This window comes from Blastomonas fulva (assembly GCF_003431825.1).
Lineage (GTDB): Bacteria > Pseudomonadota > Alphaproteobacteria > Sphingomonadales > Sphingomonadaceae > Blastomonas > Blastomonas fulva.
In genome coordinates this window covers 1,722,570-1,747,149 of sequence record NZ_CP020083.1, presented here as the reverse complement: position 1 = coordinate 1,747,149, position 24,580 = coordinate 1,722,570, and the positions used below count along the sequence as shown (strand labels likewise).

Sequence of the window (24,580 nt, the reverse complement as noted above, 5' to 3'; positions counted from 1 at the left end):
TGCGATCCTTTGGCGTGTGCGCATCAGGACACCACGACTTCAACCAGCGTCGAGCCACGGGCACTGAAGGATGCGGCCAGCGCAGCATCAAGTCCATTGGCATCTGTGACCCTGACTGCGCTCAACCCCTGGCCTTCGGCCAGCGCGCAGAAATCGATGTCAGGCAATTGCGTCCCGACGGTCTTGTCGAGGCCGAAGATCCTGCCGAAACTGGCCAGCGCCGCATAGCCGCCGTTGTTGATGATGATGAAGCTGATCGACAGGCCCAGTTGCACCGCCGACCAGAGCCCCTGGATGGCGTACATGCTCGATCCATCGCCTAGGACCGCGATCACCTTTTCGGATGGGCGTGCCAGCGCGACCCCGACCGCGGCAGGAAGACCATGGCCAAGGCCGCCACTGGCGCAGGTATAGAACGTGTCACGCTCGAGCATCGGCAGATGGTCGTGCATCGGTCCGCGGCTTGACGGTGCCTCTTCCACGACAATGGCGCCGCGGGGGCGGAGTCTGGCAATCTGCTGCATCACGAACGAATCCGAAAATTCCATGCCTTGCAGCACTTGCGCCGGTTGCCGCAACGGCGGAGCGGCACGCTCCATCGGCAGCGGTCCGGCAAGAAGGCTAAGGATCGCAAGCCGGGTGTTGGCGACAACGGCCATACCATCGGGCGCCCAGGCAGCCTGGGCAGGGTTGTCGACGATCTGGATGACACGCGCGCCTTCGGGCACATGTGGCCCAAAACCTTCGACATGATAGAGCGACAGCGGTCCGCCCAGAACCAGGATGAGATCGTAACCCTGGAGGCGGGCGACGATCTTTTCGCGGCCGGCATCGAGAAAGCCTGCAAACAGCCGGTGGTCTTCGGGGAAGCTGTTGCGCGCCGACATCGGTGCCACCCAGACCGGCGCGTTGTGCCGTTCGGCCAACGCGATCACCTCGTCCCAGGCCTGGTCGCGTGCGACACCAGCGCCGACCACGATCACCGGTCGATCGGCAATCGCCAGCGCGTCGGCGGCATCCGTGAGGGCTGCCGGATCGCCGGGATTGATGGCGGAAACCCTGCGTGCCCTGATCGGTTCACAGGGCCTGTCCCAGTCATCGACCGGGATCGAGACGAACGTCGGCCCGCACGGCGGCTCCATCGCGACGTAATACGCGCGCGCGATAGCGGCCGGCACATCCTGCGCGCACGCAGGCTCGCACGCCCATTTGACAAAGGGTCGCGGAAATTCGGTTGCGCGCTCGGCAAACAGGAACGGTTCGCACGACAGGATCGATCGCGCCTGTTGTCCGGCGGTGATCACCAACGGTGTCTGGTTCTTGAATGCGGTGAACAGATTGCCCAGCGCATGGCCGGTCCCGGCAGACGAATGGAGATTGACCAGCGCCGCGTTGCGCGTGGCTTGCGCATAGCCATCCGCCATGGCCACCACGATCGATTCCTGAAGCCCCAGAACATAGCGGAAATCGTCCGGAAAATCGCGAAACAGCGGCAACTCGGTCGATCCGGGGTTGCCGAAGATGGTCTGCATGTCCAGCGCGCGCAGCAGCGCTATCGTGGCCTCTCTCACGGTTGTCATGGCGCGGTGCTCTCTCCTGTTGCAGCAGCATTGAGCGAACACGGACATTTCAACCATTGCAAATTATCGGCAATGTCATACGTTTATTGCATGACTTTCGATCAACGCAAGCTCGCAGCCTTCGTGGCTGTGGTCGACACCGGCAGCGTCGGGCGCGCCGCGATTGTCAACAACATGACGCAACCGACCCTGAGCAGGCTGATCCGAGAGATGGAACAGCGGCTGGGGGTCGACCTGTTCGAGCGGCACAGCAAGGGCATGACGCTGACCGCATCGGGAGAGGTGTTTGCCCCTTACGCCCGCATGCTGCTGTTCGAGATGCAGCAGGCGAGCGAGGCGCTCGACGCGGTGCAAGGAATCCAGCGGGGCACGGTCCGTCTGGGGGCGGTCGCCGCAGCCACGCGCAGCCTGGTACCCAAGGCATCAGCCCGCCTGCTCAAGGCCGCTTCCGCGCTGCGAATTGCGCTTTTGGAAGCGCCTCAGGGCACGCTGACCGAGGCTTTGCTTGCGCGGAAAATCGATCTGATGATTGCCCCTCAATTGCCCGATCATCCCGACATGGTGCGGATCAGCCAGTGCCAGTTCGATGATGTCTTCACCGTCTTCTGCTCGACACAGCATCCGCTGGCGCGCGCCAGCGATGTCGATCTGGAAAGGGTGCTGAAGGAGAACTGGGTGATGCCCCCTGCCGGATCGACGCCGCGATCTTTGTTCGATGCGCTGGTTCGCAAAAGCGGACAAGCGCTTCCGACCGTTGCGATCGAAGCCACATCGGTGGGCGCGCAGGTCGCCTGTGTCGTGCACGGCAGGGTGCTGGGCTGGCTGCCGCATCCCCTGATCGAGAGCGAGGTCGGCAACGGGACGATCAAGCTGCTGACCATCCCCGAACTGTCGCTGCACCGCAGCTTCTACGTCTATCGGCGGTCGCGCGGCCTGCTGCCGGACGCGGCGCGGCGCTTTCTCGAAATGCTGCCGCAGGTCGCGGAGACGGCCTGAATGGGCCCGTTTGCAGCGCTGCGTCATCGCGAGTAGCGCTTCAACCTCGCGGAACAGGGGAGAGCGCCATGCAGAATATCGTGATCGTCGGAGCAGGTGCCATGGGCTGCTATCTCGCCGCGCGCCTCGGGGAGGCGGGGTTGTCCGTGACATTGGTCGACATCGACCCGGTGCGGCTGGAGCTGCTGGCCCGCGAAGGCATCAAGGTGAGCGACGATCGGGGAGAGCGGGTTGTCGCCACCCGTGCCAGGCCCGCGCAGGATGTCGCGCCCGGGGTGGACCTCGTCATGCTGTTCACCAAGGGTATGCACAGCGCGGCAGCCGCGCAATCGGTCGCGCATCTTGCAGATGGCAAAAGCTTTGCGCTGACATTGCAGAACGGCATCGGCAATGCGGAAATCCTCGCAGAGGTCTTCACTCCCGAGCGGGTGCTGATCGGGGTCACCGACATTCCCGCCGATCTCGAAGGCCCCAACTGCGTGAGTTCGCATGGCCTGGGGCATGTCCGGCTGGGCAGCATGGCGGCCAGGATGCATCCCGTCGCCGAGCAGGTGGCGCAGCTGCTGACCCTGAGCGGGATGAACGCCGAAGCCGACGCCCGGGTCGAGGTGGCGATCTGGGAGAAGGTGGCGTTCAACGCCGCGCTCAATGCACTTGCCACGGTCAGCGGAGCAACGGTGGGCGGCATGGACCATCCCGCGGGTCGTCGCATCATCGCAGCTGTGGTCTCAGAGGTCGTCGCAACCGCCGCTGCCCGGGGAGTGCAGATCGATACCACGCGGGTCTGGGGCAAGATCGACTTTGCGCTGGCCAATCATCGTGGCCACAAGGCATCGATGCTGCAGGACATGCTGGCCGGCCGCGCAACGGAGATCGAGTCGATCAACGGTGCCGTTGTGCTCGCCGCCGCCCAGGCGGGCATCGCGACGCCGGTGACGTCGACGCTCGCAGATATTATCCGGCTGATGGAGGCGCAGAGGCTGAGTTAATCCCCGGCGGCGGGCCAGCGCGCGTTTCAGCGTGCGATAAGCCCGAGAGGCAGTCGGTACAGGATCGTGCAGCCCGTTCTAAGCCTCACTGCCAGCCAGCGTCCTGAGCGCAGCGATCATGTCTGGCAGCAGTGCGACATCCAGTCCTTCCCGAAACCGGGCCTCGTGCGCATCGATGATCGTCTGCGCGACGCAGACCTTGTCGATGCCTAATTCCGTCAGAGCCAGCGACTGCGATCGGCCATCCACCCGTGATTTCTGGATGAACCCCCGTTTCAGCAGCCCGCCCATCAACGGAGCCATATTGGCACGCGCGATCCCCAGCACCCGCCCGATGTCGCTTTGGGTCAGACCCGGATTGGCGCGGATGAGGATCAGGATCGTCGCCTCGGTCGGGCGCAGATCCGCCGGCGCGAGCGACGAACCCAGATCGGCCATCATCGCTGACGATGCGCGGCGCAGCCAGTAGCCCAGCAGATCCTCCAGCGGATCGGGGACCCGAGAAACATCCTTGTCCGCGGAGCCTGCATCCATCACGAAAGTCCAAAACCGCTATTGTGCATAACAATCAACATAGCTATGCTTTATAGCAATAACGGTGAGTGAGAGGAACTTGAATGATGCACACCATTTCCCTTTCAATCGGTGGTCAACCGATGACGACAGCCGCGACGTTTACCCGCCATAACCCGGTTACCGGCGCTGCCGCAACGGCTGCTGCGGCCGCGACTTCGCAGGACGCCTGTGCCGCGGTCGATGCCGCCGCTGCCGCCTTCCCCGCATGGTCCGCGCTCGGCCCCAACGCTCGCCGCGCAAAGCTCGCCAAGGCGGCCGATGCACTCGACGCCAAGGCCGATGCATTCATCGACGCGATGATGAACGAGGTCGGCGCAACCGAAGGCTGGGCGCGGTTCAACCTGATGCTGGCCAGCAGCATGGTCCGCGAAGCGGCCGCGATCACCACCCAGATCAGCGGTGAGGTCATCCCTTCCGACAAACCCGGCTGCATCGCCATGGCACTGCGCGAGCCTGCCGGCGTCGTGCTGGGCATTGCCCCCTGGAATGCGCCGATCATCCTGGGCGTGCGCGCGATCGCGGTGCCGCTCGCCTGCGGCAACACCGTGGTGCTCAAGGCGTCCGAACAGTGTCCGCGCACCCATGCGCTGATCGTTGAGGCGTTTGTCGAGGCCGGCTTCGGCGATGGCATCGTCAATCTGGTTACCAATGCGCCCGAAGATGCAGGCGATGTCGTCGGCGCGATGATCGATCACCCTGCGGTGCGGCGGATCAACTTCACCGGATCGACTGCCGTGGGCCGGATCATCGCCAAGCGCGCGGCCGAGCATCTCAAGCCGGTATTGCTCGAACTGGGCGGCAAGGCCCCGCTGATCGTGCTGGATGACGCCGATCTCGACGAGGCGGTCAAGGCGGCAGCGTTCGGCGCGTTCATGAACCAGGGCCAGATCTGCATGTCGACCGAGCGGATCATCGTCGTCGATGCGGTGGCCGATGCCTTTGCCGAAAAATTCCGCGCCAAGGTCGCGACGCTGGCAGTGGGCGATCCGCGCGAAGGCAAGACCCCGCTGGGCGCTGTCGTCGATACCAAGACGGTCGCGCACGTCCAGGCGCTGGTCGATGAGGCGGTCGCGCAGGGCGCACGCCAGATCAACGGCGGCTCATCCGATGGCGTTCTGATGCCCGCGCATGTCATCGACGCGGTCACGCCGGACATGCGGCTGTTCCGCGAGGAAAGCTTCGGCCCCGTCGTCGCCATCGTCCGCGCAGCCGACGAGGCGCATGCGGTCGAGCTTGCCAACGACACCGAATACGGGCTGTCCGCCTCGGTCTTCACCCGCGATATCGCGCGCGGGCTTCGCGTTGCGCGGCTGATCAAGTCCGGCATCTGCCACGTCAATGGCCCCACCGTGCACGACGAGGCGCAGATGCCCTTCGGCGGCACCAAGGCCTCTGGCTATGGCAAGTTCGGCGGCCAGGCCGGCATTGACAGCTTCACCGACCTGCGCTGGATCACCATCGAGACCCAGCCCGGCCACTTTCCCATCTGAACCCTTTTCCATCACGACATGTCCGTCATGACATGTCCATCACGACAATCTCGGAAAGCTCCTGACATGACCAACACCTTGAATATCGACGGAATCGACCCGGTTGAACTCGCCACGGTGACCTTTTCGGTCGAAAACGGCATCGCATGGGTGAACTTCAACCGCCCCGACAAGCGCAACTGCATGTCGCCGCGCCTCAACCGTCAGATGATGCGCGTGCTCGATGCGCTGGAGTTCCGCGAGGATGTCGGCGTGCTGGTGCTGACCGGCGAGGGCACCGCGTGGTCGGCGGGCATGGATCTGAAGGAATACTTCCGGGAGACCGAGGCTGACGGCCTGCGCGGCACCCGCGGTGCCCAGCGCGAGAGCTATGGCTGGTGGCGCCGCCTGCGCTGGTACCAGAAGCCGACGATCGCGATGGTCAACGGCTGGTGCTTTGGCGGCGGCTATGGCCCGCTGTTCGCGTGCGACCTGGCGTTTGCCGCGGACGACGCGCAGTTCGGGCTGTCGGAGATCAACTGGGGCATCCTGCCCGGCGGCGGCGCAGCCAAGGTCGCGACCGAGCTCACCAGCTTCCGCAACGCGATGTACCACGCGATGATGGGCGAGAATGTCGATGGAAAGACCGCAGCACAATGGGGCTTCGTCAACGAATCGCTGCCGCTCGACCAGCTCAGGGCGCGCGTGACCGAGGTCGCCAACGTGCTGCTCAAGAAGAACCCGATCGCACTCAAGGCCACCAAGGACGCCATCCGCCGGGTTCGCGAGATGAGCTATGACAATGCCGAGGATTATCTGATCCGCGCGCAGGAGGCCGCCAACAGCTATGACAATGATGGCCGCAAGGAAGGTATCAAGCAGTTCATCGACGACAAGACCTACAAGCCGGGTCTGGGCGCCTACGACCGCTCGAAAACCTCTGCCTGATCAGCCCCAGACCAAAGCCGGAAACGCCCTGCCATGTCAGCCGACACCCTCGCTCCGCCTGCCCTGGCCACCCGCGCCGCATCACTCGATCGCCTGCTGCGCCCCCGCTCGGTGGCGATCGTCGGTGCTTCCGAAAAGCCCGGTGCCTTGGGCAACTCGGTGCTGTCCAATCTGGTCCGTAACGGGTTTTCAGGCGATATCCACCTGATCAACCCCAAGCGCGCCGAGATCGAGGGACGGCCATGCCTTCCCTCGGTCGAGGCGTTGCCCGATGGGGTCGATTGCGCCGTGCTCGCCATTCCGCGCGCGGCTGTGCTGGACACGGTGCGCGCGCTGGCGGGGCGCGGGGTCGGTTCGGCGATCATCTTCTCCGCAGGCTTTGCCGAGGGCGGCGAAGGGGGGTTGGCCGAGCAGCGCGCGATCGGGCAGGTTTCCGCGGACAGCGGCATGGTGATCGAAGGGCCCAATTGCCTGGGGATGACCAACTTCATCGACCGCGTGCCGCTGACCTTCGTCGAGACCGACGCCACGCCCCTGGGCGCGCGCGACGGCATCGGTGTCGTCTCGCAAAGCGGGGCGATGGCGTGCGTGTTGTGCACCACATTGGCCAGCAGGGACCTCGGACTGTCGTTCTCGATCTCGACCGGCAATGAGGCCGCGAGCGGCGTCGAGGATTATGTCGAATATCTGCTGGACGATTCCGCCACCAAGGTCATCGCGATGATCGTCGAGCAGTTCCGCAATCCGCAGCGCTTCATGGCGGCGGCGCGGCGGGCGCGGGCGCTGGGCAAGACGATCGTGCTGCTCCACCCCGGCAAGAGCAGCGCCGCACGCGAGTCCGCTGCCACCCATACCGGCGCGATGGCGGGCGATTATCAACTGATGCGGGTGAAGGTTGAACGCGCAGGTGCGATCTTCGCCGAAACGCTCGAAGAGCTGGGCGACATCGCCGAGATCGCGCTGCGCTGTCCGATCATCCCGGCAGCCGGGGTTGCGGTGCTCGGCGAATCGGGCGCGTTCAAGGCGCTGACGCTCGATCTGTGCGAGGGGCTCGGGCTCGATCTGCCGAAGATCGACGACGACAACGCGCCCGCCCTGCGTGCGGCGCTGCCCCCGTTTGTCGGTGTGAGCAATCCGCTCGATCTGACCGCACAGGGGCTGGTCGAACCGGACCTGTATTACCGCACCCTCGCCGCATTGTTTGACGACGATCGCTTCGGCAGCGTGCTGGCCGGGATCATCCAGACCGACCCGGTGACGATGGCGATCAAGCTGCCGCCCATCCTGCGGGCGGTGCGCGAGCTTTCGCCCGCCAAGCCGGTGATCTTTGCCGGGCTCGATGAAGGCGCTCCGATCGGCACCGATTATATCGATCAGCTACGCGCGCTCGGGATCCCCTATTTCCCATCGACCGAACGCGCATTGCGGGCGCTGCGGCGGTTGAACGCCTTTGCCCTTCGCGATTTCGCGATCGGCGATGTCAGCCCCCTTCCCGCTCCCGGCCTGCCAAGCCGCAATGCCGTCGTGCCCGAATACCGCGCCAAGCAGGTTCTCAGCGCGCTCGGCCTGCCGTTCCCGCGCGGCGCGTTCTGCACCTCATCCGACGAAGCGGTGGCCGCAGCAGCCAGCATCGGGTTTCCGGTGGTGATCAAGGCGCAGTCGGCTGAGCTCAGCCACAAGAGCGATGCCGGTGGCGTGATCCTGAACCTGGCCGATGCGGACGCTGTGCGGGCAGGATGGGACCGGCTCCACGCCAATGTCGCCGCTTACGATCCGGGCATGGCGCTGGATGGTGTTCTGGTCGAGGGGATGGGCGAGCGCGGCACCGAGCTGATTATCGGCGCCAGGAATGATCCCGATTGGGGGCCGGTCATCCTGGTCGGCTTTGGCGGGGTGACCGCCGAGATCCTGCAGGATGTGCGGCTGCTGCCGCCAGACCTGACGCACGAGGCGATCCTGCGCGAGCTGGATCTGCTCAAGAGCGCGGCGATCCTGCGCGGGTTTCGCGGATCGCCGGCGCTCGATGTCGATGCGGTCGCACGGTTGGTTGCCGCCCTTGGGCGCATCCTCTTGAGCGAGCCCGACATCGCCGAGATCGACCTCAACCCCGTCATCATCTATCCCTGCGGCAAAGGCGTGATCGCGCTCGATGCATTGATGGTAACGGCCGCGCAGCACGAGTGACGACCGCAACGACGAGAATGGCACCGGAGGGGGCGAGAGAATGACCGCAGATGTGAGGGCCACTCTCGACAGGGCACCGATGGGCAGGCTGCAGATCGCGGCCATCGTGCTGTGCGTTCTGCTCAACGCGCTCGACGGCTTCGACGTGCTGGCGATCAGCTTTGCCTCGCCCGGAATTGCCGCCGAATGGGGCATCGACCGTGCCGCGCTCGGCCTTGTGCTGTCGATGGAACTGATCGGCATGGCCGCAGGATCGATCATTCTGGGGTCGGTCGCAGACCGGATCGGACGCAGGCCGACAACGCTGATATGCCTGGTCATCATGGCGCTGGGCATGGCGGCGGCGACCTTTGCCGGGACTGTCGAGGAGCTGTCTGCCTACCGGTTGTTCACCGGCCTTGGCATCGGCGGCATGCTGGCGTGCACCAACGCGATGGTCGCTGAATTCGCCAACGCCCGCGCGCGCAGCCTCGCGGTCGCGATCATGGCGGCGGGCTATCCGATGGGCGCTATCCTGGGCGGATCGTTCGCATCGCAGCTGCTGGTCGATGGCGACTGGCGCGACGTCTTCACCTTCGGCGCGGTGATAACCGCCATGTTCCTGCCTGTCACCTTCCTGCTGCTCCCTGAGTCGATCGGGTTTCTGGTGCACAAGCGACCAGCGGGCGCGCTGGCGAGGGTCAATGCGATCCTGTCGCGGATGGGCCACGACCAGGTTGATGCCCTGCCCGACCCGGACCCTGCGGCGCCCAAGGCGGGCTTCCGCCAACTGTTCGCCCCCGGCCTCGCGAAAACCACGGTGGTCCTGACACTGGCCTATTTCTGCCACATCATGACATTCTACTTCATCCTCAAATGGATCCCCAAGATCGTCGTCGACATGGGATACGCCGCATCGGCTGCGGGCGGGGTACTGGTCTGGGCGAATGTCGGCGGATTGATCGGCGCATTGCTGCTGAGCGCTTTGAGCTGGCGGTTCCCTATCCGCAATCTGGTGATCGGCGCGATGCTGCTGTCGTTCGTGACGGTCACCATCTTCGGCCAGGGCCAGAGCGACATCGCCATGCTGGCAGCGGTTGCGGCAGCGGCAGGTTTCTGCACCAACGCCGGTGTGGTCGGGCTGTACGCGCTGATCGCCCAAGCCTTCCCCACCGCGGTGCGCGCCAGCGGCACCGGGTTCGTCATCGGCTTCGGCCGAGGCGGCGCAGCCGTCGGACCGATCCTCGCCGGGTTCCTGTTCAGCATCGACCTGGGCCTGGCCTCGGTCGGGCTGGCAATGGCGTGCGGATCGCTGCTCGCTGCCGCGATGCTGCTGTGGCTGCCGAAGCCGGCGCCTGTGCGATGATCGTTCGCGCGCCCTCCAAACTGGTTTCGCTGGATGGGTTGGCAGGCTAGCAGCGAACTGCCTGGCGAGCGGTGACCGCCCGGCGGGGCCCAATCCGCTCGTTCAAGGTCGATCATGCCTCCATCGGGACCGGCGCGCCCCTCGCAGACGCTTGGCAAACTGCGCCGAGAGCGGTTCGCTTGCGCGTGACGGCACCGACACAACCCTCACTCTGGCGTTCATCCTGTAGTCTCCCCGTCAAAGTAGCCTGGGGATGACAGATCGGTGAGCAAGCCGACTTGGTCCGGCTGCCAGCCGAGCACTGCGCGCGTCCGCTCGCTCGAAGCTGGCGTGTCCATTGCAGCGAACGGAGCGAACCAGCCGAAATGGTCTGCCGCTTCGTCCGCTGAAATCGATCGGACCGGCAGGCCAAGCCCGGCGGCTACCTTTTCGGCAATGGCGCGAAACGGAATGCTCGCCTCGGCAACAGCGTGGTAGGCGCGCTCGGTCGCACAATGTTCCAGCGCGAGCCGGTAGACACGCGCGGCATCGCTTCGGTGAACCCCCGTCCACCGATTGTTGCCCTCACCAATATATGCAGACACGCCTTTCTGTCGGGCGATGTCGGCCAGCATCGGCACGAAGCCCCGGTCACCGGGTCCGTGCACAGACGGTGGCAGACGCACGAGGGAAGCGCGCACACCGCGCGCAGCCAGGGCCGCGATCGCAGCTTCGGACTGGCGGGGATAGCCGGGATCAACAGGCGGCGTATCCGATTCAACCGCTGTGCGGCCGGGCGCAAGGAAGGCTACTCCAGCTGTTGCGAGCAGCGGGCGGCTGCTGCCTGACAGGGCTTCGCCGAGTGCGGCAATCGCATGGCGATCCACGGCGCTGCTTTCGGCAAAGCGGGTGAAGTCGTGGCCGAACGCCGTGTGGATCACTGCATCCGAAGCCGATGCCGTTTCCGTCAGGCCGCCCAAATCCTCGAGACTTCCCAAACGGACCTCGACGCCTGCCGCTTCCAACGCCATGGCTGACTTGTCTGACCTGGCGAGGCCGACCACCTGATGACCCACCCCCAGAAGTTCAGCGACAATAGCCGACCCGACAAACCCCGTGGCTCCGGTTACGAAAACCCGCATATTTCTTGCTCCCCTGATTGCTAAGCAAGCGCTAAAGGTCGAAAATCTTTCCGGGTAAAGATGAGACTTTATCATGGTATAAGGAATACCAGCATGGCAATCGAAAGGACCGACGAAGGCTCCTTGGGTGCGTATCTCAAAGCGCGGCGGAGACGGTTGAATCCCGCAGCGCTTGGCTTTTCAGCCTCACGGCGGCGCACACCAGGGCTTCGGCGCGAAGAGGTCGCACAGCGGGCCAATATCAGTGCCACCTGGTATACCTGGCTCGAACAGGGACGCGGCGGTGCACCGTCTGCTAACGTCCTGGATCGCGTTGCGTCTGCGCTCTTGCTTACCGAGGCGGAGCGCGAGCATGTTTTCTTGATGGCGCTGGGACGCTTGCCCGACGTGCGCTACAAGCCGGCTGAGGGTGTCACCCCGCGGCTGCAGCGCGTGCTCGATGCGATGGAGACGACGCCAGCAATCCTGCGCACCATGACATGGGATGTGGTCGCCTGGAACGCCGCAGCTGCTGCAGTGCTTACGGACTATGCGGCACTTCCGCCAGACCGGCGCAACATTCTCCGCCTGATCTTCCTAGATGCCGAAGCACGCGCTGCGCAGGTCGAGTGGGACGATGTTGCCCGCTTTGTCGTTGCAGTTTTCCGCGCCGAGGTGGCACGCGCCGGCGCAACCGAACTGGCCGCGCCGCTGGTGGCGGAACTGAGCCGGTCAAGTCGCGAGTTCGCCATGATGTGGGAGACCCATGACGTGCGTTCGCATGGTGATGGGGTGAAGATGTTGCGTCACCCAATTCTCGGGCTCGTTCCCCTGGAGTATTCGGCGTTTGCCGTGGACGGGCGCCCTGATCTGTCGATGATTACCTATCACCCGACCTGCCCAGAGGATGCGGCTGCCATCTCGGCCTTGGTCAGGACAAGGACAACGTCGTCTGAACCCGGCCCATGGGACGAATGAGCCTAAGACGCAGTCAGCTTTTCGCGCGATGCTGATCGCCAGCCTACCTCACGAAAACGCTTGCGCAGCCCGGGCGGCGTTCATCCATCCGCAGGATCGGCGCGCATGGCATCCACGAACACCCGGAATGCCGCAGTGGCTTGTCGGCGGCTCGGATAGTACAGGTGGTTCGGCGGCAACGTCGGTGCCCAACCTGACAGAACTTCAATCAGCGTCCCGGCCGCTAACTGAAGGGCGGCATGCGGCAGCGGCAGGCAGGCTATACCGAGCCCTGAGACCGCAGCGTCGCGCAGGACATCGATATCATTGGTGGTGAAGTCACCGCGGATCGTCCGCTCGAAAGACCGGCCATCGCGTTCAAAACCCCAGCGGTGGACTACCCCGGAAGATGTATAGCGGTAGCAGAGGCACCGATGGTCATCGAGATCAGAAGGAGACGTCGGTGCGGCTTGCCCGTCGAGATAAGCAGGGGAAGCAACATAAACCAGCGGCACGGGATCGCCCAGGCGCACCGAGATCATATCTCCTTGCAGCGCCTGTGCGTGCCGAACTCCGCAGTCGAAGCGCTCGGCCACGATATCGACGAAGCCATCGTCCACCACTAGTTCGACTGCAATGTCTGGGAAGTTTCGCGCGAAGTCCGTCAGCCGAGGCAGTATGGCGTAGACCGCAGCAACCCGGTGGGCACTCACCCGGATACGGCCCGCCGGGGTATCGCGCGCATTATCGAGATCGTCGAGCGCGCGTGTGACCGACGCGATCGCGGGTCTCAGGCTGGCCAGAAGCGCCTCGCCCGCTAACGTGGGCGCCAGCGACCGAGTGGTGCGATCAAGAAGGCGCACTCCCAGCTTCGTCTCAAGCGATCGCATTGCATGGCTCAACGCCGACGCTGACAGCCCCAAGCGCTCTGCAGCTCGCGCAAAGCTCCCGGCATCGACGATCTCGGCAAATATCGCCAGGCCTGACCAACGATCGCGATCCATTACTGAAAATCCTTCAGCGACCCATGCGCCGATTGCTATCTAATCATGCCGGGACTTTACGTCCATCTCCTGCGGACGCCAATGCAAGGATCTCCAACCCATGAATCTCGACACCTACCGACCGCTCGGCCATTCTGGCCTGCTTGTCAGTCCGCTGGCGCTTGGCACCATGACGTTTGGCACGCCACGCTGGGGCTTGGACGAAGCAGGCAGCCGCGCTGTGATGGACAGCTATACCGAACTCGGCGGAAACTTCATCGACACCGCCGATGTCTATGCCGGTGGTCGATCCGAAGAGATGGTCGGCGCATTCATTGCTGAGCGCTCGATCCGAAATCGGACAGTGATATCGACCAAATCCGGCTTCGCGACAGGCCGCGGGTATCATGCGGGGGGCAATGGTGCGCGCCATATACTGGCTTCGGTAGATGCCTCGCTGCGACGCCTGGGGACCGACTTCATCGATCTTTACTGGGTCCACATCTGGGACGGGCTGACCCCGGCTGACGAATTGCTGCGGACGATGACCGCGCTCGTGGCATCCGGAAAGATTCGCTATTGGGGGATCTCCAACAGCCCGGCCTGGTATGTCGCCCAGGTCGCGACCCTGGCCAAGATGCTCGGGTCTGCCGGACCGATCGGACTGCAATATTTCTATTCACTGGTCGAGCGCGGGGCGGAGAGCGAGCACCTTCCGCTCGCGCGTGCCGCAGGCATGGGTCTGGTGCCATGGAGTCCGCTGGCCTATGGACTGCTGACCGGCAAATACGATCGCGAGGTTGTCGAAGCATCGCCGAAACGGGAGGGCGGCGTGCCCAACACACGCGCCGCAGAAGACACCGCACGATTGGAATCCGACAAGCGCCTCGATGGCGACAATCCCTTTGGCGACACGCTGTTTACCGAGCGAAACTGGAAAATTGTCGACGTGGTACGTGACGTCGCTGCAAAGATGGACCAGACGCCTGCGCGCGTCGCACTAGCCTGGGTGGTCGGCACGCCGGGGGTCGCATCGACCTTGATGGGCGTAAGCCGTCCTGGGCAGGTAACCGACAACGTCCTGGCTCTTGCGCTCGATCTTCCAGCGGCGCACCGCGCGGCGCTCGATGCTGTCAGCGGAGGCGATCAAGCTTTCCTCTACACCCTGTTCACGCCAGAAACGCGCAACCAGATCGTTTTCGGCGGCGCCGATATCCAAAGAGACTGGTTGGGATGAACACAGGTGTCGCCAGCGCGCTGTGCGTGAGCAGCACCGGGACATGGCGAGAGCGGGCGGCGCGTGGAAGGTCATGCAACCCGCTCTCAGGGCGCTCGCGTGCTATATTGGGAGAGGGTTCTCAGGGAACTGTGAACCCTCTCCGATACACGTCACATTCCCGCTGCCGTCGGGCGTACGATGATTTCGTTGATGTCGACGCCCGTCGGTTGTTTGAGGGCAAACCGCACCACGCGAGCGATAGCATCTGGGGTCAGCGACTTCTTGCGCCATTCCGACAGATCGGCGGCCAGCGCCGGATCGCTGATATCATGCCCCAGTTCGGTGGCGACCACGCCGGGCGAGATCAAGGTGGCACGGATGTCGTCATGCTCGAGCCGCAGGCCTTCGGTGATTGCCCGCACGGCGTGCTTGGTGCCGCAATAGACTGCTGCTGTCGGCACAACCATATGCGCCCCGATCGAGGCGACGTTGATGACATGTCCATAACGCTGCGCCGTGAAGCGCGGCAGCACGGACGCGATGCCATTGAGCACGCCATTGATGTTGACGTCGATCATGCGCTTCCATTCGTCACGCTTGACCGATGCCAGAGGCGACAGCGGCATCACGCCGGCGTTGTTCACCAGCGCATCGACACGGCCGAACCGCTCCTCGGCTGCATCGACAAAGCCATCAAAGCTGGTCGCGTCGGTGACGTCGAGGGCGCACCACCCGATTCGGTCACCGAGTTCCCGTGACAGCGCAGCAAGCCGATCGGTACGCCGCGCGCCAAGAAACAGATTGGCGCCGGCTTGTGCAAGTTCTCGGGCCGTGGCTTCGCCAATTCCGCTTGATGCGCCTGTGATGAGGATGGTCCTGTTGTGTAGCTGAGCCATGTTTCGTTCCTTTTGTCCGGTGCGATCAAGGTGCCAGAACCGATCTCCCGGCGTTAGCCCGATCATCCGAAATGCTTGCACGATTCTCCAAACCTTCCGTGTTTTGCTTGCGCGCCGATTCGCTATCGGCAACAAGATGCCCATGTCAGACACTCCGGACCTCGCTCGGATCATTGCCCGAAACACGCCGCAGGAGGGGGTGTTCCAGACACTTGTGCCGGGGCTATCGCTGATCCGGGCGGATGATCCGGGCATGCCCATGCCGACAGTCTACGAGCCGTCGCTTTGCATTATCGCCCAAGGCGCCAAGACCGTGTCGCTCGGCGCGCAGACGCTGCACTACGATGACGCGCATTGCCTGGTGGCTGGCGTGGATCTTGCGCTGATCGGGCAGGTCACTGCTGCCTCGCCCGATCATCCATACCTTTGCTGCAAGATCGATATCGACCAGACTGTGCTGGCCGATCTGATCGCGGCCGATGGCAACGCGTTGCCGCCGGGCAATCCACCGCCGCTGGCGGTGCACCCTATCGGGCCTGAACTGCTCGATGCCTCGACCCGCTTGCTGCGCCTGCTTGACCGGCCTCATTCGATCCCGGTTCTCGCGCCGCTGGTGCAACGGGAAATCCTCTACCATCTCCTCAATGGACCTCAGGGTGCCATGCTTCGCCATGCCGCCTCGGGCGACTGCCATCTGGGACAGGTGAGCCGCGCTATCGGCTGGATCCGTCACCATTCGCACGAGCAGCTTCGCATCCGTGACGTTGCCGGTGAGGCGCGGATGAGCATCTCCTCGCTGCACCATCACTTCAAGAGAATCACCGGTCTGACACCACTTCAGTTTCAAAAGCAGTTGAGATTGCAGGCAGCGCGCCAGATGATGATAGCCGAGGGAATAAATGCTGGTTCTGCCGGATTTGCGGTGGGCTATGACAGCCCATCGCAGTTCAGCCGAGAGTATCGCCGGCTTTTCGGTGCTCCGCCGCGTGCCGATATCAGCGGGCTCAACTGAGCACGTCTCAGCCAGAGACTGCCTCCCGCCCCTTTCGATCGAGACGGCCCAGCGCGCCCGCTGGCCCCGCAAAGGCGGCACTGGCATCGTCCCAGGCTTGGTCGTCTTCGATCAGGGCCGAACGCAGATACGCCCAGACCATTCGGCAGGTGAGCTCGAGCCGGTCGGGATCTTCATCATCGGTCTCCTTCGCATCATAACCGGCGATACCGCCGAGGCCATGCCTGCCGCCGGCAATCGTCAGCAGCGCATCGGCAGCCGGACCCAGATGGTAGGGGTCGGCGTGCCAGTCGGCACCACGGACGGTCAAGTGAGGGCTGACGTCCATATCACCGAAGACGACAAGGGTGCGGGTGGCCAGATGAGCAAAGTCGGGAGAAAAAGCCGGGCCATAACTCTTGCCGTTTTCGCTGAGATTGTCGCCGCCGGCGCCGGGCGATGCAAGCAGCACTCCGGCTTTGATCCGTGGCTCGCGCAGGTCGATCTCGGCTCCTTCAATCGTGACCCGCATGCCAAGCAGCAAAGCAACCGTATGGCCACCAAGCGAATGGCCAACGGCGCCGATCCGTTCGTGATCCAGCCGCCCTTTCAAAAAGGGCAACGCCGTTTCAATGGCGCCCAGTCCATCCAGAATGGCGGTCATTTCCTCGGTACGCTCGCGCCAGAACAAAGGGGCGCCGGACATGTCGCGAGGCAGTCCGCCAACCTTGCTGTTGGCATGGGTGGGCTGGATCACCACGAAGCCGCGCTCGGCAAGAAAGTTCGCAATCGGCCCATAGCCGTCTTTCGAAGGGATATAGAGCGAGGGGCCGTGACCATGTGACAGAAGCACGATCGGCAACGCGTCGCCCTGGACAGGTGCCGTGACGCGAAGCTGCAACGGTTGCGGGCGCCCGGGCATCGCTAACGATACCGGGCTGAAGGAAGCGGCCAGGGTCGCCTCCGGCGTCGGAATGAGCCGGGCAAGGCCGATCAGATTGTTCATTGCATTTTTTCCTTTTGCCGGAGCGTGCTCCAGGTTTTTTCGGGCCGGCCCGGGGACTGGCCGACCGTTCCGCCAGCGCCCGGTAACATCGGGATGTGTTCAGGCGTGGCGAAGCAGGCTTATGAATGCGGAGGCTTGCTCACCAGTTCAGGCCCGGCTCGCTCTGGCCGCGTGTCCATTCTCTTGGCAATCAGAGCTGGATCCGTATGGCCAGGCGCCGAACGCCGCTTTGGCCAGGCGTGACAGAGCGCGGCCGTAGGCGCGGCCGGCTTCGGCAAGGTCATCGGCGGGTAATCCATCTGCATCAAAGACGAGAAAGGGATCTCGCCAGTCCATTGCAAAGCGGTTCGCAGAGGCTTGCAAGGGCGCCAGAAGCTCGGCGACGGTGAAGCGGTTGCGCCCTTCCGGCCGGTATGTGGACTCCTCGGCCCCCATTGTCGCAGCGACCATGAGAGGTTTGCCGGCAAGACCGGCGCCTTCAGTGTCCCCGTAGATGTACGCCATCCGGGTGAGGACGATGTCCTGCCACTGTTTCATCAATGCGGGGGTCGAGTACCATTGCATCGGAAACTGAAGTACGATGCGGTCGGCGCGCAGGAGCCTGGCTGCTTCTCGCTCACTGTCGCGCTCCATCTCGATCCCTGCCGGGTACAGGGCGGCCATATCGGCAATTTCGACATGACGCAGGCCAGCTGCCGCTCGTGCCAGCGCTGCGTTGGCCGTTGATCGCTCGATATTCGGATGAAAGAGCAGGATCTGTGTGACTGTCTGCTCATCGTCTTCATGCATTGCTCGAAACTCGCCTTGCGTCTGTTGCTCTGCAGGAAGGCAACCTCACAACAAGTGCGGCATATGGCCAACCGCAATCGATCCTTCCAATCGATATTGATTCTATCCTATTATCGAGGGCATGAATTTACGGTCGGTAGATATGAACCTGCTCGTGCTCCTCGATGTCCTGCTGGAGGAGCACCACGTCGGGCGCGCGGCCGAGCGCGTTGGTCTGTCGCAGCCGGCAATGTCTGCAGCGCTCCAGCGATGCCGCCACCTTTTTCGCGACCAGCTTCTGGAGCGAAGCCGTGGAACGATGCGCCCCACACCAAAAGCCGACAGTCTGCGGCAGCCGCTGAAGGAACTGCTCGCGGCAGCGACAACGATCATCGCACCTCCTGTAGTGCCGATTGACGAGCTCAAGGCTACACTCAGACTGACGATGGCCGATCTTTCCGCATTGCTTGTCCTTGAGCCCCTGCTCGCCGATCTCGCCCTGTCCGCCCCCGGCATAGACATCGTCCTGCAGCCGTGGACGGGGGCGGCGCACGCCAGACGTGCACTGAAGGACGGCTCAACCGACATTGCCGTCTCGGTGTTCGAGACCGGCGACGACGATCTCTTCTGCGCGCCTGTGACGGAAGAGGCCTATGTGGTCGCCATGCGCGATGATCATCCTGCGGCGCACGGTTTCACGCTCGAGAAGTGGATGTCGTTTCCCCACATCGTCGTCTCGGGCCGGGGCGATGCGCGCACATCACTCGACAGCGAACTTGCCGCGCGTGGGCTCAGGCGGCGCATTGGCGTGGTGGTTCCGACCTTTGGCATGGTGATACCGCTCCTGCGGTGCACGCCCATGATCGCCATGGCGCCGGAAAAACTGGTGAGCCGCACACCCGGTCTCTCGGTCTTCAGGCCACCTGTTGCTGTCCCGAATATCAGCCTTTCACTGGCATGGCTCCGGCGCCGCGAGAGCGATCCCGCGCTGCGCCATGTGGCCGACCGGCTCGCTGCCCATCTCCATTGATCGACCCGATCTGTGCCCGGAATCGACCACCCGCCCCGCATTCCCCCATGTCGTCGCAAAACCTGCAGTACGCAATGTTCACGCAATCTGCGCCTCTCAGTTGAGCCCGAACCGCATCTCGCGACTGTCGTCCGACCGCCGCGACAAGGATGCGTCAATTGAAAGGATCAATGATGCCCCCCTATCTGTACGAGAATATCCTGCGACCTGCCCGTAGCCTGGGCCTGGCTGCCTTGCTGGGCGCCTCTCTGGCTGCCTGCAACGCCAATGGCGGTGATCTGAGGAGTGCCGCGAGAGCCAACCTTGCCAGCGAGACGGCTCTCAACGCCCAGATCATTTCCGACCGGGCGCGGGCCCAGCGCTGCGACCGCGACCCGAGCCGACGGGAGTGCCCCCGCTTTGATCGGGAGCAGGCGGAGCGCGACCGTGCCTGGCGCTGCGACCGTGACCCGAGCCACCGCGAATGTCGTCGCCGCTAAGGGCAGACATCTCGGCTGTTGTGCAAGCCAGGGCCAGTGAATTCGCTCATCGCGCACACCGGTGCGAGGCCGGAGGGGGCGGTTTGCCCCGTTCCCTCCGGTTCACTCCGCCGGTGCGCGCAACGTTTGACCGGTACTAAAGACGTCTCGCAGGCCATTTATTTCGCGGCGGAGCGAGGCGGATTGGATCCTGGTCCAAATGGTCTACAACAGGCTGCACCGCGCGGGCTCCACAATTTCCTGACTTCAGCCGCGCCACTAGGCATTTCCAAAGAGGCAAGGCCTAAGCCCTGCCTTTGGCCTCGGGCGAATCTTGCCCTGAGTGTCTGCCACGCAGTTCAACCCTCACGATCGCGCCGCCTCCTGGCGCATCGAGGATGTCCACCCGGCCGTCATGGCGAGCGATCACCTCTTTCACGAGACTGAGACCCAGCCCGCTGCCGGCAGCAGAGGGCCGCAGCCGGTAGAACGGTTCGAAGATGCGTTCGCGCTCGTCCGGCGGGATCCCGGGGCCGTCATCCTCGACTTCGAACCCGACGTCCCGCACACGAACGATGATATGCTGTCCGCCATGCTGCGCCGCGTTCTGTACGAGGTTCATCACCACACGCTCAATTGCCGCAGGATCCCCCAGCACCGGTTGGTTTGCGGCGACCTCCACCGCGACCGTCTTACCTCTGGCGATCATGAGCGGAGCGAGGTCCGCAACCGTGTTGCGTATGAGGGCTGCGATATCGATACGATCGCAGCGCTCGTCATTCTCCATGCGCTGAAGGTCCAGCAACTGCTCCGCCAGAGTCGCGAGGCGCTGGATATCGCCCGCGAGCGAACGCGTCTCGGAGTTCTCGGAGCTTTCCACCTTGCTGCGCAACACTGCGACCGGCGTGCGCAGTTCATGCGCTGCCAGGCCCAAAAAGCGCCGTTGGCGCTCATGATCCTCGTCAAGCCGTCGCAAGGCCGCGTTGAATGCACTCACCAATGGCGCAACTTCACGAGGGGCCTCATCTTCGCTCAGAGAACGCCCGCGCGCATGCGCATCAATCGCCTCCGCCTCGCGGGCGATGCGATGAACCCCTGCAAGTGACCGCCGCACTATCCATGGCGTCACCAGAAGCGAGGTCAGCGCCAGCACCACGAAAATCGGCAGGACAATGACGTTTGAAGCGAGGATCACTGTCAGGTTCAGATCCGAAAGGGCACCGTGCCCAAGGATCGTGAGCACTCCGATATCGGTCGTCTGCCTTCTGACAACGGCAGCAAGTTTGTAGGGCGGGTTTCGATCGCGCAACTGAGCGAAGGACAGATCGCTCAGTCGTCCGATGAGGGAATCATAATGCCGCGGAACGGGTCCGAAGCTGACACTGCGACCGGTATCGTCCTCCGCCAGGAACCATAACTGTGGCGTCTCGGCGCGCAGTTGGGCCAGTTCAGGGGTCATTTCAACCGTAAGCTGCCCGTTTTCATCGCGCTCGATCGCGCGGGCTATGACCGGGATGATCTGCTCGTCCGTGTAGGGGCCGCCGCTGTCGAAGCGGATCGCTATCGCAATGATGATGGCGAAAGAGATAGTGAGGATCGCAAAGTTGACGGCGAGGGGGTAAATGATCAGTGGGTGCCTGAGAGATGAAGGCCGTGTCATGCTGCCTCCCGAAGCAAATAGCCGACACCTCTGATCGCGTGGATTTCGACTTCCGCTCCCGATTTCGTCAATTTCTTCCGCAGTCGCGAGATATGCGAGTCCAACGTGTTGGACTGGACCTCGTCATCAAACCCGAACACGGCCTGCTCGAGCGTTTCGCGCAGCACTGTCCTGCCGCGCCGTTTCATCAGTGCGGCAAGGACGCGCAGTTCGCGGCGAGGAAGGTCGAGGCGCCCCCCTTTTACCTCGACCTCCTCGTTCGCGAGATCGAAGACCACGGACCCCGCCCGGATCTCGGCACCCTCCAGCTCTGCCGGGCGCCGGCGAACAGCCCGGATGCGCGCAAGCATCTCGTCCATCGCGAACGGCTTGACCAGATAGTCGTCCGCTCCCTCGTCAAGCCCGGCCACACGGTCAGCAATCTCGCCGCACGCGCTCAAAACGATGATGCGGATACCGGGATTGCGGGCCCGCAAGGCAGGGACGAGCGACAATCCCTCACCATCCGGCAGTTTTCTGTCCAGCAATGCCAGATCAAATCCGGCGATCTGACTGGCCTCTTTGGCGGTCGACAACCGATCGACATGATCGACGACAAATCGCTCCTTTCTGAGGACCGCACATACCGATTCGGCAAGTCGCGGCTCGTCCTCGATCAGCAAGATTCTCACAGCGTTTCCCATTGCATCAACGAGCGGCAAATGCGCTCAACGAATTGCGTTCAACAGTCGGTTCGGGTCATGCACTCGAGCGGACCTTGCCGCGCGCAGACCTGTGTTGGCTCTGATCAGCGGAGTGGTCTCGCCGTCATACGCGGCCATCTGGCGATCCCGATCTGGCCAGAGCCTGAATGACGGGTGAGCACGCTTTATCCGGTGCAGGAAAATGGCTCGCCAGCGTCCCGGCAAGCACTCGGAACGAGCCTCCCGGCACAAGAGAGTGTTCCGGTGCCGAAACAAGCGGTCGCGATCGGCTCCAGACTCGGTGGACCAGAGAGCATACAGATCGTATATGATTCGTATGTGAATGGAGACAAGCATGGGTATAGTAAAAATCGATGACGCACTGCACGAAGAGGTGCGGCGGGCCAGCGCCGTGATGTGCCGGTCGATCAACGCGCAAGCCGAATTCTGGATGAAGATCGGCAGGCTCGCCGAAGCCAACCCAGCACTTTCCTTCAATGATATCATCAGTCGTGAGCTGGCGAGCGTTCAGGTGTCCGAATTAGACGAGCGCGCGGCGGCCTGACATGGTCAAGACACCTGACGAACTTGCGCTGATGCGTATTTCAGGGCGCTTGCTGGCGTCAGTGTTCGAGATGCTCGACGGTCTCGATCTGACGGGCATGTCCACACTCGAAGTCAATGATCTGGTCGAGCGATATATCACTGTCGACCTCGCCTCCCGCCCGGCCAGCAAGGGCCAGTACGGTTTTGCTTTCGTGCTGAACTGCTCGCTCAACGATGTCGTCTGTCATGGCGTGCCCGATGCGAATGAGATCATTCGTGACGGCGACATCATCAACCTGGACATCACGCTGGAAAAGAACGGCTATATTGCCGATTCAAGCAAGACTTGGGTCGTCGGAAATGCCTCGGGGGCTGCCAGACGACTCGTCCGCATAGCCAATGAGGCCATGTGGGCGGGCATCCGTCAGGTGCGCCCCGGCGCCAGCCTCGGCGACATTGGCTTCGCTATCGAAAGACATGCGAAGCGAAACAGATGTTCGGTTGTCAGGGATTATTGCGGGCACGGAATTGGCCGCGAGATGCACGAGGAACCGCAAGTGCTCAATTTCGGCCGCCCAAACAGCGGGCTCAGGCTGCGCGAAGGCATGGTGTTCACAATAGAGCCCATGATCAATGCCGGGCGGCGGCAGGTGGTCACCGACAGCGATGGCTGGACTGTCAGAACAAGTGACGGTCGCCTCTCTGCCCAGTTCGAACACACCGTGGCAGTAACGGCGGACGGGGTCGAGGTGCTCACGCTGAGGGAAGGTGAAGCCGCTCTGATGTGAGCAACACACCGCACGGCAGATTGGTGGTGACTGCCCTCTGCCCGCAAACAGGCCCTGTCGCACCGCGGCGCCGTACAGGTGCCGATACCGTGGTCGCAAGGCGATCTGACAATGTCCGACACGCCGTGATGGCTTTTCCCGAGGCGCCATGTTCACGCAACATTGAGGATGCACGAACAGCCATTGAGAAATGACCCAGGCGTCTTCCGGTTTGCCGATCAGGCCTGTCGCCTCGACGGGCGTAAACTGGTCGCGAGCGCACGCAAACTTTTCGGCAGACTGCCGGTCGTTGTTTCGATGACCCTGGCGGAGGGTCGGAAAGCGACGCTGCGGTAGCGCATGGCGTCGCTTGGTAGCTGCGTCGGATGCATGAAAGGGAACGAGAAAATGTCCGGACGAGGTGAGAGCTGGCTAACGCGACCCGATAAGGCCGTCGAAGCGAGCGGAGTGCCTGAGGGCGTTGAGTACCATCGTATCTACGCAGGTGAAGGACGACGCCTTATCCGCGGAGTTGCCGCGATCGTCCTGCTCCTGGCAGGCCTGATCATCTTTGCGCAGGCGTGCCTCGCAATGGCTGCTGCAATCGACACTCACATCCTTGGACGCACAGGCTTTACCCCTGTGCAGTTCGCTGCCGGGGCGATCTCGCTCGCCCTTCTCATTCCGTACAGCATGCTGCTCCAGCGCTGGCTCTATGGAGTCCCCGCGCGCTCATTGCACTCGGTGGCAGGCTGCTTCCGGTTCGGCGTGTTTGGTCGCGCGTTGCTCGTCTTTGGTCCTCTTGTTCTCGTCGCCATGTCTGTCGGGCCAATGGTTCCTGACGACAGGATCCCGTGGAGCACAGGCGACCTCGTCGCATTCTTCGTCATCGGCATGACGCTTATCCCACTCGCCGCCGCTGGCGAGGAATACGGGGTGCGCGGCCTGATGTTTCGCGTTATCGGTAGCTGGACACGACGCTCCCTGCCTGGTGCAATCCTCGGCATCGCGCTTACGACCGTTCTTTTCTCCCTCTTTCACGGCACGCTCGACCCTTACATCCTGGGCTCCTACCTTGTGTTGTTCGGGGCAATGGCGACCATAACGTGGAGGACGGGAGGCCTTGAGGTGGCCGTCGTGCTGCACGCTGTCTACAACGTCAGCGCCCTCGTCCTGGCAACAACGCTCCACCTCGACGTTGGAGGCGATCTCGGCAGCCGCGGCGAGATTGTCGGCACGCCCGCCAACCTGGTGCCAAGCGTAGCGCTCGCCATCATTACCGCAGGTATCTGGTGGACGACACGCAAGTCGGGCCCCGCGTGCACGCCAGAGATTTCGAGTGAACAATCTGAATAATCGGGTTTTGCAGTTGTCTGACGCCCCCAAAGATTACCGGTTGCGGTGACTGACGATCGGACCGTCCCGCAAA

General features: G+C 63.2%; 22 protein-coding genes. 13 read left to right on the top strand and 9 right to left on the bottom strand.

The window, feature by feature from the left end:
* Positions 1 to 23: 23 nt before the first annotated feature.
* Complete coding sequence (mdlC, locus tag B5J99_RS08120) at positions 24 to 1,580, bottom strand: benzoylformate decarboxylase (RefSeq protein WP_117352118.1); 1,557 nt, start codon at positions 1,578 to 1,580, stop codon at positions 24 to 26.
* Positions 1,581 to 1,670: 90 nt separating this feature from the next.
* Between mdlC and B5J99_RS08115 the strand changes: the two genes are divergently transcribed.
* Together B5J99_RS08115 and B5J99_RS08110 are read left to right on the top strand one after the other, a co-directional pair.
* The gene (locus tag B5J99_RS08115) at positions 1,671 to 2,576 is read left to right on the top strand and encodes a LysR family transcriptional regulator (protein ID WP_162892507.1); all 906 of its coding nucleotides are present in this window, start codon (positions 1,671 to 1,673) and stop codon (positions 2,574 to 2,576) included.
* Positions 2,577 to 2,644: 68 nt separating this feature from the next.
* Positions 2,645 to 3,565: a ketopantoate reductase family protein gene (locus B5J99_RS08110; RefSeq protein WP_117352116.1), complete on the top strand. Its 921-nt coding sequence runs from the start codon at positions 2,645 to 2,647 to the stop codon at positions 3,563 to 3,565.
* Positions 3,566 to 3,643: 78 nt separating this feature from the next.
* On the opposite strand, the gene B5J99_RS08105 is transcribed toward B5J99_RS08110, so the two are convergent.
* The gene (locus B5J99_RS08105; RefSeq protein WP_117352115.1) at positions 3,644 to 4,099 is read right to left on the bottom strand and encodes a MarR family winged helix-turn-helix transcriptional regulator; all 456 of its coding nucleotides are present in this window, start codon (positions 4,097 to 4,099) and stop codon (positions 3,644 to 3,646) included.
* Positions 4,100 to 4,221: 122 nt separating this feature from the next.
* On the opposite strand from B5J99_RS08105, the gene B5J99_RS08100 reads away from it, so the two are divergent.
* From B5J99_RS08100 to B5J99_RS08085, 4 genes are all read left to right on the top strand, one after another.
* Positions 4,222 to 5,631, top strand: a complete 1,410-nt coding sequence (locus tag B5J99_RS08100) for an aldehyde dehydrogenase (RefSeq protein WP_117352114.1) — start codon at positions 4,222 to 4,224, stop codon at positions 5,629 to 5,631.
* Between the two features lie 66 nt (positions 5,632 to 5,697).
* Positions 5,698 to 6,558: a p-hydroxycinnamoyl CoA hydratase/lyase gene (locus B5J99_RS08095; protein WP_069051420.1), complete on the top strand. Its 861-nt coding sequence runs from the start codon at positions 5,698 to 5,700 to the stop codon at positions 6,556 to 6,558.
* 33 nt (positions 6,559 to 6,591) lie between these two features.
* Positions 6,592 to 8,742 carry an acetate--CoA ligase family protein gene (locus B5J99_RS08090; protein WP_117352113.1) on the top strand — a complete coding sequence of 717 codons (2,151 nt, stop codon included), beginning with the start codon at positions 6,592 to 6,594 and terminating at the stop codon, positions 8,740 to 8,742.
* A 40-nt stretch (positions 8,743 to 8,782) separates the two neighbouring features.
* On the top strand, positions 8,783 to 10,087 hold the full coding sequence (locus B5J99_RS08085) for an MFS transporter (RefSeq protein ID WP_245991813.1): 1,305 nt from the start codon (positions 8,783 to 8,785) through the stop codon (positions 10,085 to 10,087).
* A 218-nt stretch (positions 10,088 to 10,305) separates the two neighbouring features.
* On the opposite strand, the gene B5J99_RS08080 is transcribed toward B5J99_RS08085, so the two are convergent.
* Entirely contained in the window at positions 10,306 to 11,208 is a 903-nt protein-coding gene (locus B5J99_RS08080) for an SDR family oxidoreductase (RefSeq protein ID WP_117352111.1), read from the bottom strand.
* 93 nt (positions 11,209 to 11,301) lie between these two features.
* On the opposite strand from B5J99_RS08080, the gene B5J99_RS08075 reads away from it, so the two are divergent.
* Positions 11,302 to 12,165 carry a helix-turn-helix transcriptional regulator gene (locus tag B5J99_RS08075; protein ID WP_117352110.1) on the top strand — a complete coding sequence of 288 codons (864 nt, stop codon included), beginning with the start codon at positions 11,302 to 11,304 and terminating at the stop codon, positions 12,163 to 12,165.
* Between the two features lie 80 nt (positions 12,166 to 12,245).
* Here B5J99_RS08075 and B5J99_RS08070 read toward each other — a convergent pair whose 3' ends face one another.
* The gene (locus B5J99_RS08070) at positions 12,246 to 13,148 is read right to left on the bottom strand and encodes a LysR family transcriptional regulator (RefSeq protein ID WP_117352109.1); all 903 of its coding nucleotides are present in this window, start codon (positions 13,146 to 13,148) and stop codon (positions 12,246 to 12,248) included.
* 100 nt (positions 13,149 to 13,248) lie between these two features.
* On the opposite strand from B5J99_RS08070, the gene B5J99_RS08065 reads away from it, so the two are divergent.
* Entirely contained in the window at positions 13,249 to 14,364 is a 1,116-nt protein-coding gene (locus B5J99_RS08065; protein WP_069051415.1) for an aldo/keto reductase, read from the top strand.
* Between the two features lie 152 nt (positions 14,365 to 14,516).
* Here B5J99_RS08065 and B5J99_RS08060 read toward each other — a convergent pair whose 3' ends face one another.
* On the bottom strand, positions 14,517 to 15,242 hold the full coding sequence (locus B5J99_RS08060; RefSeq protein WP_117352108.1) for an SDR family oxidoreductase: 726 nt from the start codon (positions 15,240 to 15,242) through the stop codon (positions 14,517 to 14,519).
* 103 nt (positions 15,243 to 15,345) lie between these two features.
* On the opposite strand from B5J99_RS08060, the gene B5J99_RS08055 reads away from it, so the two are divergent.
* Positions 15,346 to 16,254, top strand: coding sequence for an AraC family transcriptional regulator (locus tag B5J99_RS08055; RefSeq protein ID WP_342768913.1), 909 nt, complete (start codon positions 15,346 to 15,348; stop codon positions 16,252 to 16,254).
* A 7-nt stretch (positions 16,255 to 16,261) separates the two neighbouring features.
* On the opposite strand, the gene B5J99_RS08050 is transcribed toward B5J99_RS08055, so the two are convergent.
* A complete protein-coding gene (locus B5J99_RS08050) occupies positions 16,262 to 17,239 on the bottom strand; it encodes an alpha/beta hydrolase family protein (protein WP_117352107.1) in 978 nt (325 codons plus the stop codon).
* 147 nt (positions 17,240 to 17,386) lie between these two features.
* Positions 17,387 to 18,028, bottom strand: a complete 642-nt coding sequence (locus tag B5J99_RS08045) for an NAD(P)H-dependent oxidoreductase (RefSeq protein ID WP_117352106.1) — start codon at positions 18,026 to 18,028, stop codon at positions 17,387 to 17,389.
* A gap of 142 nt (positions 18,029 to 18,170) precedes the next feature.
* Between B5J99_RS08045 and B5J99_RS08040 the strand changes: the two genes are divergently transcribed.
* The gene (locus B5J99_RS08040) at positions 18,171 to 19,037 is read left to right on the top strand and encodes a LysR family transcriptional regulator (RefSeq protein ID WP_211337889.1); all 867 of its coding nucleotides are present in this window, start codon (positions 18,171 to 18,173) and stop codon (positions 19,035 to 19,037) included.
* Between the two features lie 762 nt (positions 19,038 to 19,799).
* Here B5J99_RS08040 and B5J99_RS08030 read toward each other — a convergent pair.
* Complete coding sequence (locus B5J99_RS08030; RefSeq protein WP_117352104.1) at positions 19,800 to 21,155, bottom strand: sensor histidine kinase; 1,356 nt, start codon at positions 21,153 to 21,155, stop codon at positions 19,800 to 19,802.
* Positions 21,152 to 21,817: a response regulator transcription factor gene (locus tag B5J99_RS08025; protein ID WP_231683732.1), complete on the bottom strand. Its 666-nt coding sequence runs from the start codon at positions 21,815 to 21,817 to the stop codon at positions 21,152 to 21,154. Before B5J99_RS08025 ends, B5J99_RS08030 begins: the two co-directional genes overlap by 4 nt.
* A gap of 376 nt (positions 21,818 to 22,193) precedes the next feature.
* On the opposite strand from B5J99_RS08025, the gene B5J99_RS08020 reads away from it, so the two are divergent.
* The 3 genes from B5J99_RS08020 to B5J99_RS08010 all read left to right on the top strand — a co-directional run bounded on the left by B5J99_RS08020 (position 22,194) and on the right by B5J99_RS08010 (position 24,507).
* The gene (locus B5J99_RS08020; protein ID WP_054133787.1) at positions 22,194 to 22,403 is read left to right on the top strand and encodes a ParD-like family protein; all 210 of its coding nucleotides are present in this window, start codon (positions 22,194 to 22,196) and stop codon (positions 22,401 to 22,403) included.
* Position 22,404: 1 nt separating this feature from the next.
* Positions 22,405 to 23,172 carry a type I methionyl aminopeptidase gene (map, locus tag B5J99_RS08015; RefSeq protein WP_117352103.1) on the top strand — a complete coding sequence of 256 codons (768 nt, stop codon included), beginning with the start codon at positions 22,405 to 22,407 and terminating at the stop codon, positions 23,170 to 23,172.
* 447 nt (positions 23,173 to 23,619) lie between these two features.
* On the top strand, positions 23,620 to 24,507 hold the full coding sequence (locus B5J99_RS08010) for a CPBP family intramembrane glutamic endopeptidase (RefSeq protein WP_211337888.1): 888 nt from the start codon (positions 23,620 to 23,622) through the stop codon (positions 24,505 to 24,507).
* The last annotated feature ends 73 nt before the right edge of the window (positions 24,508 to 24,580 follow it).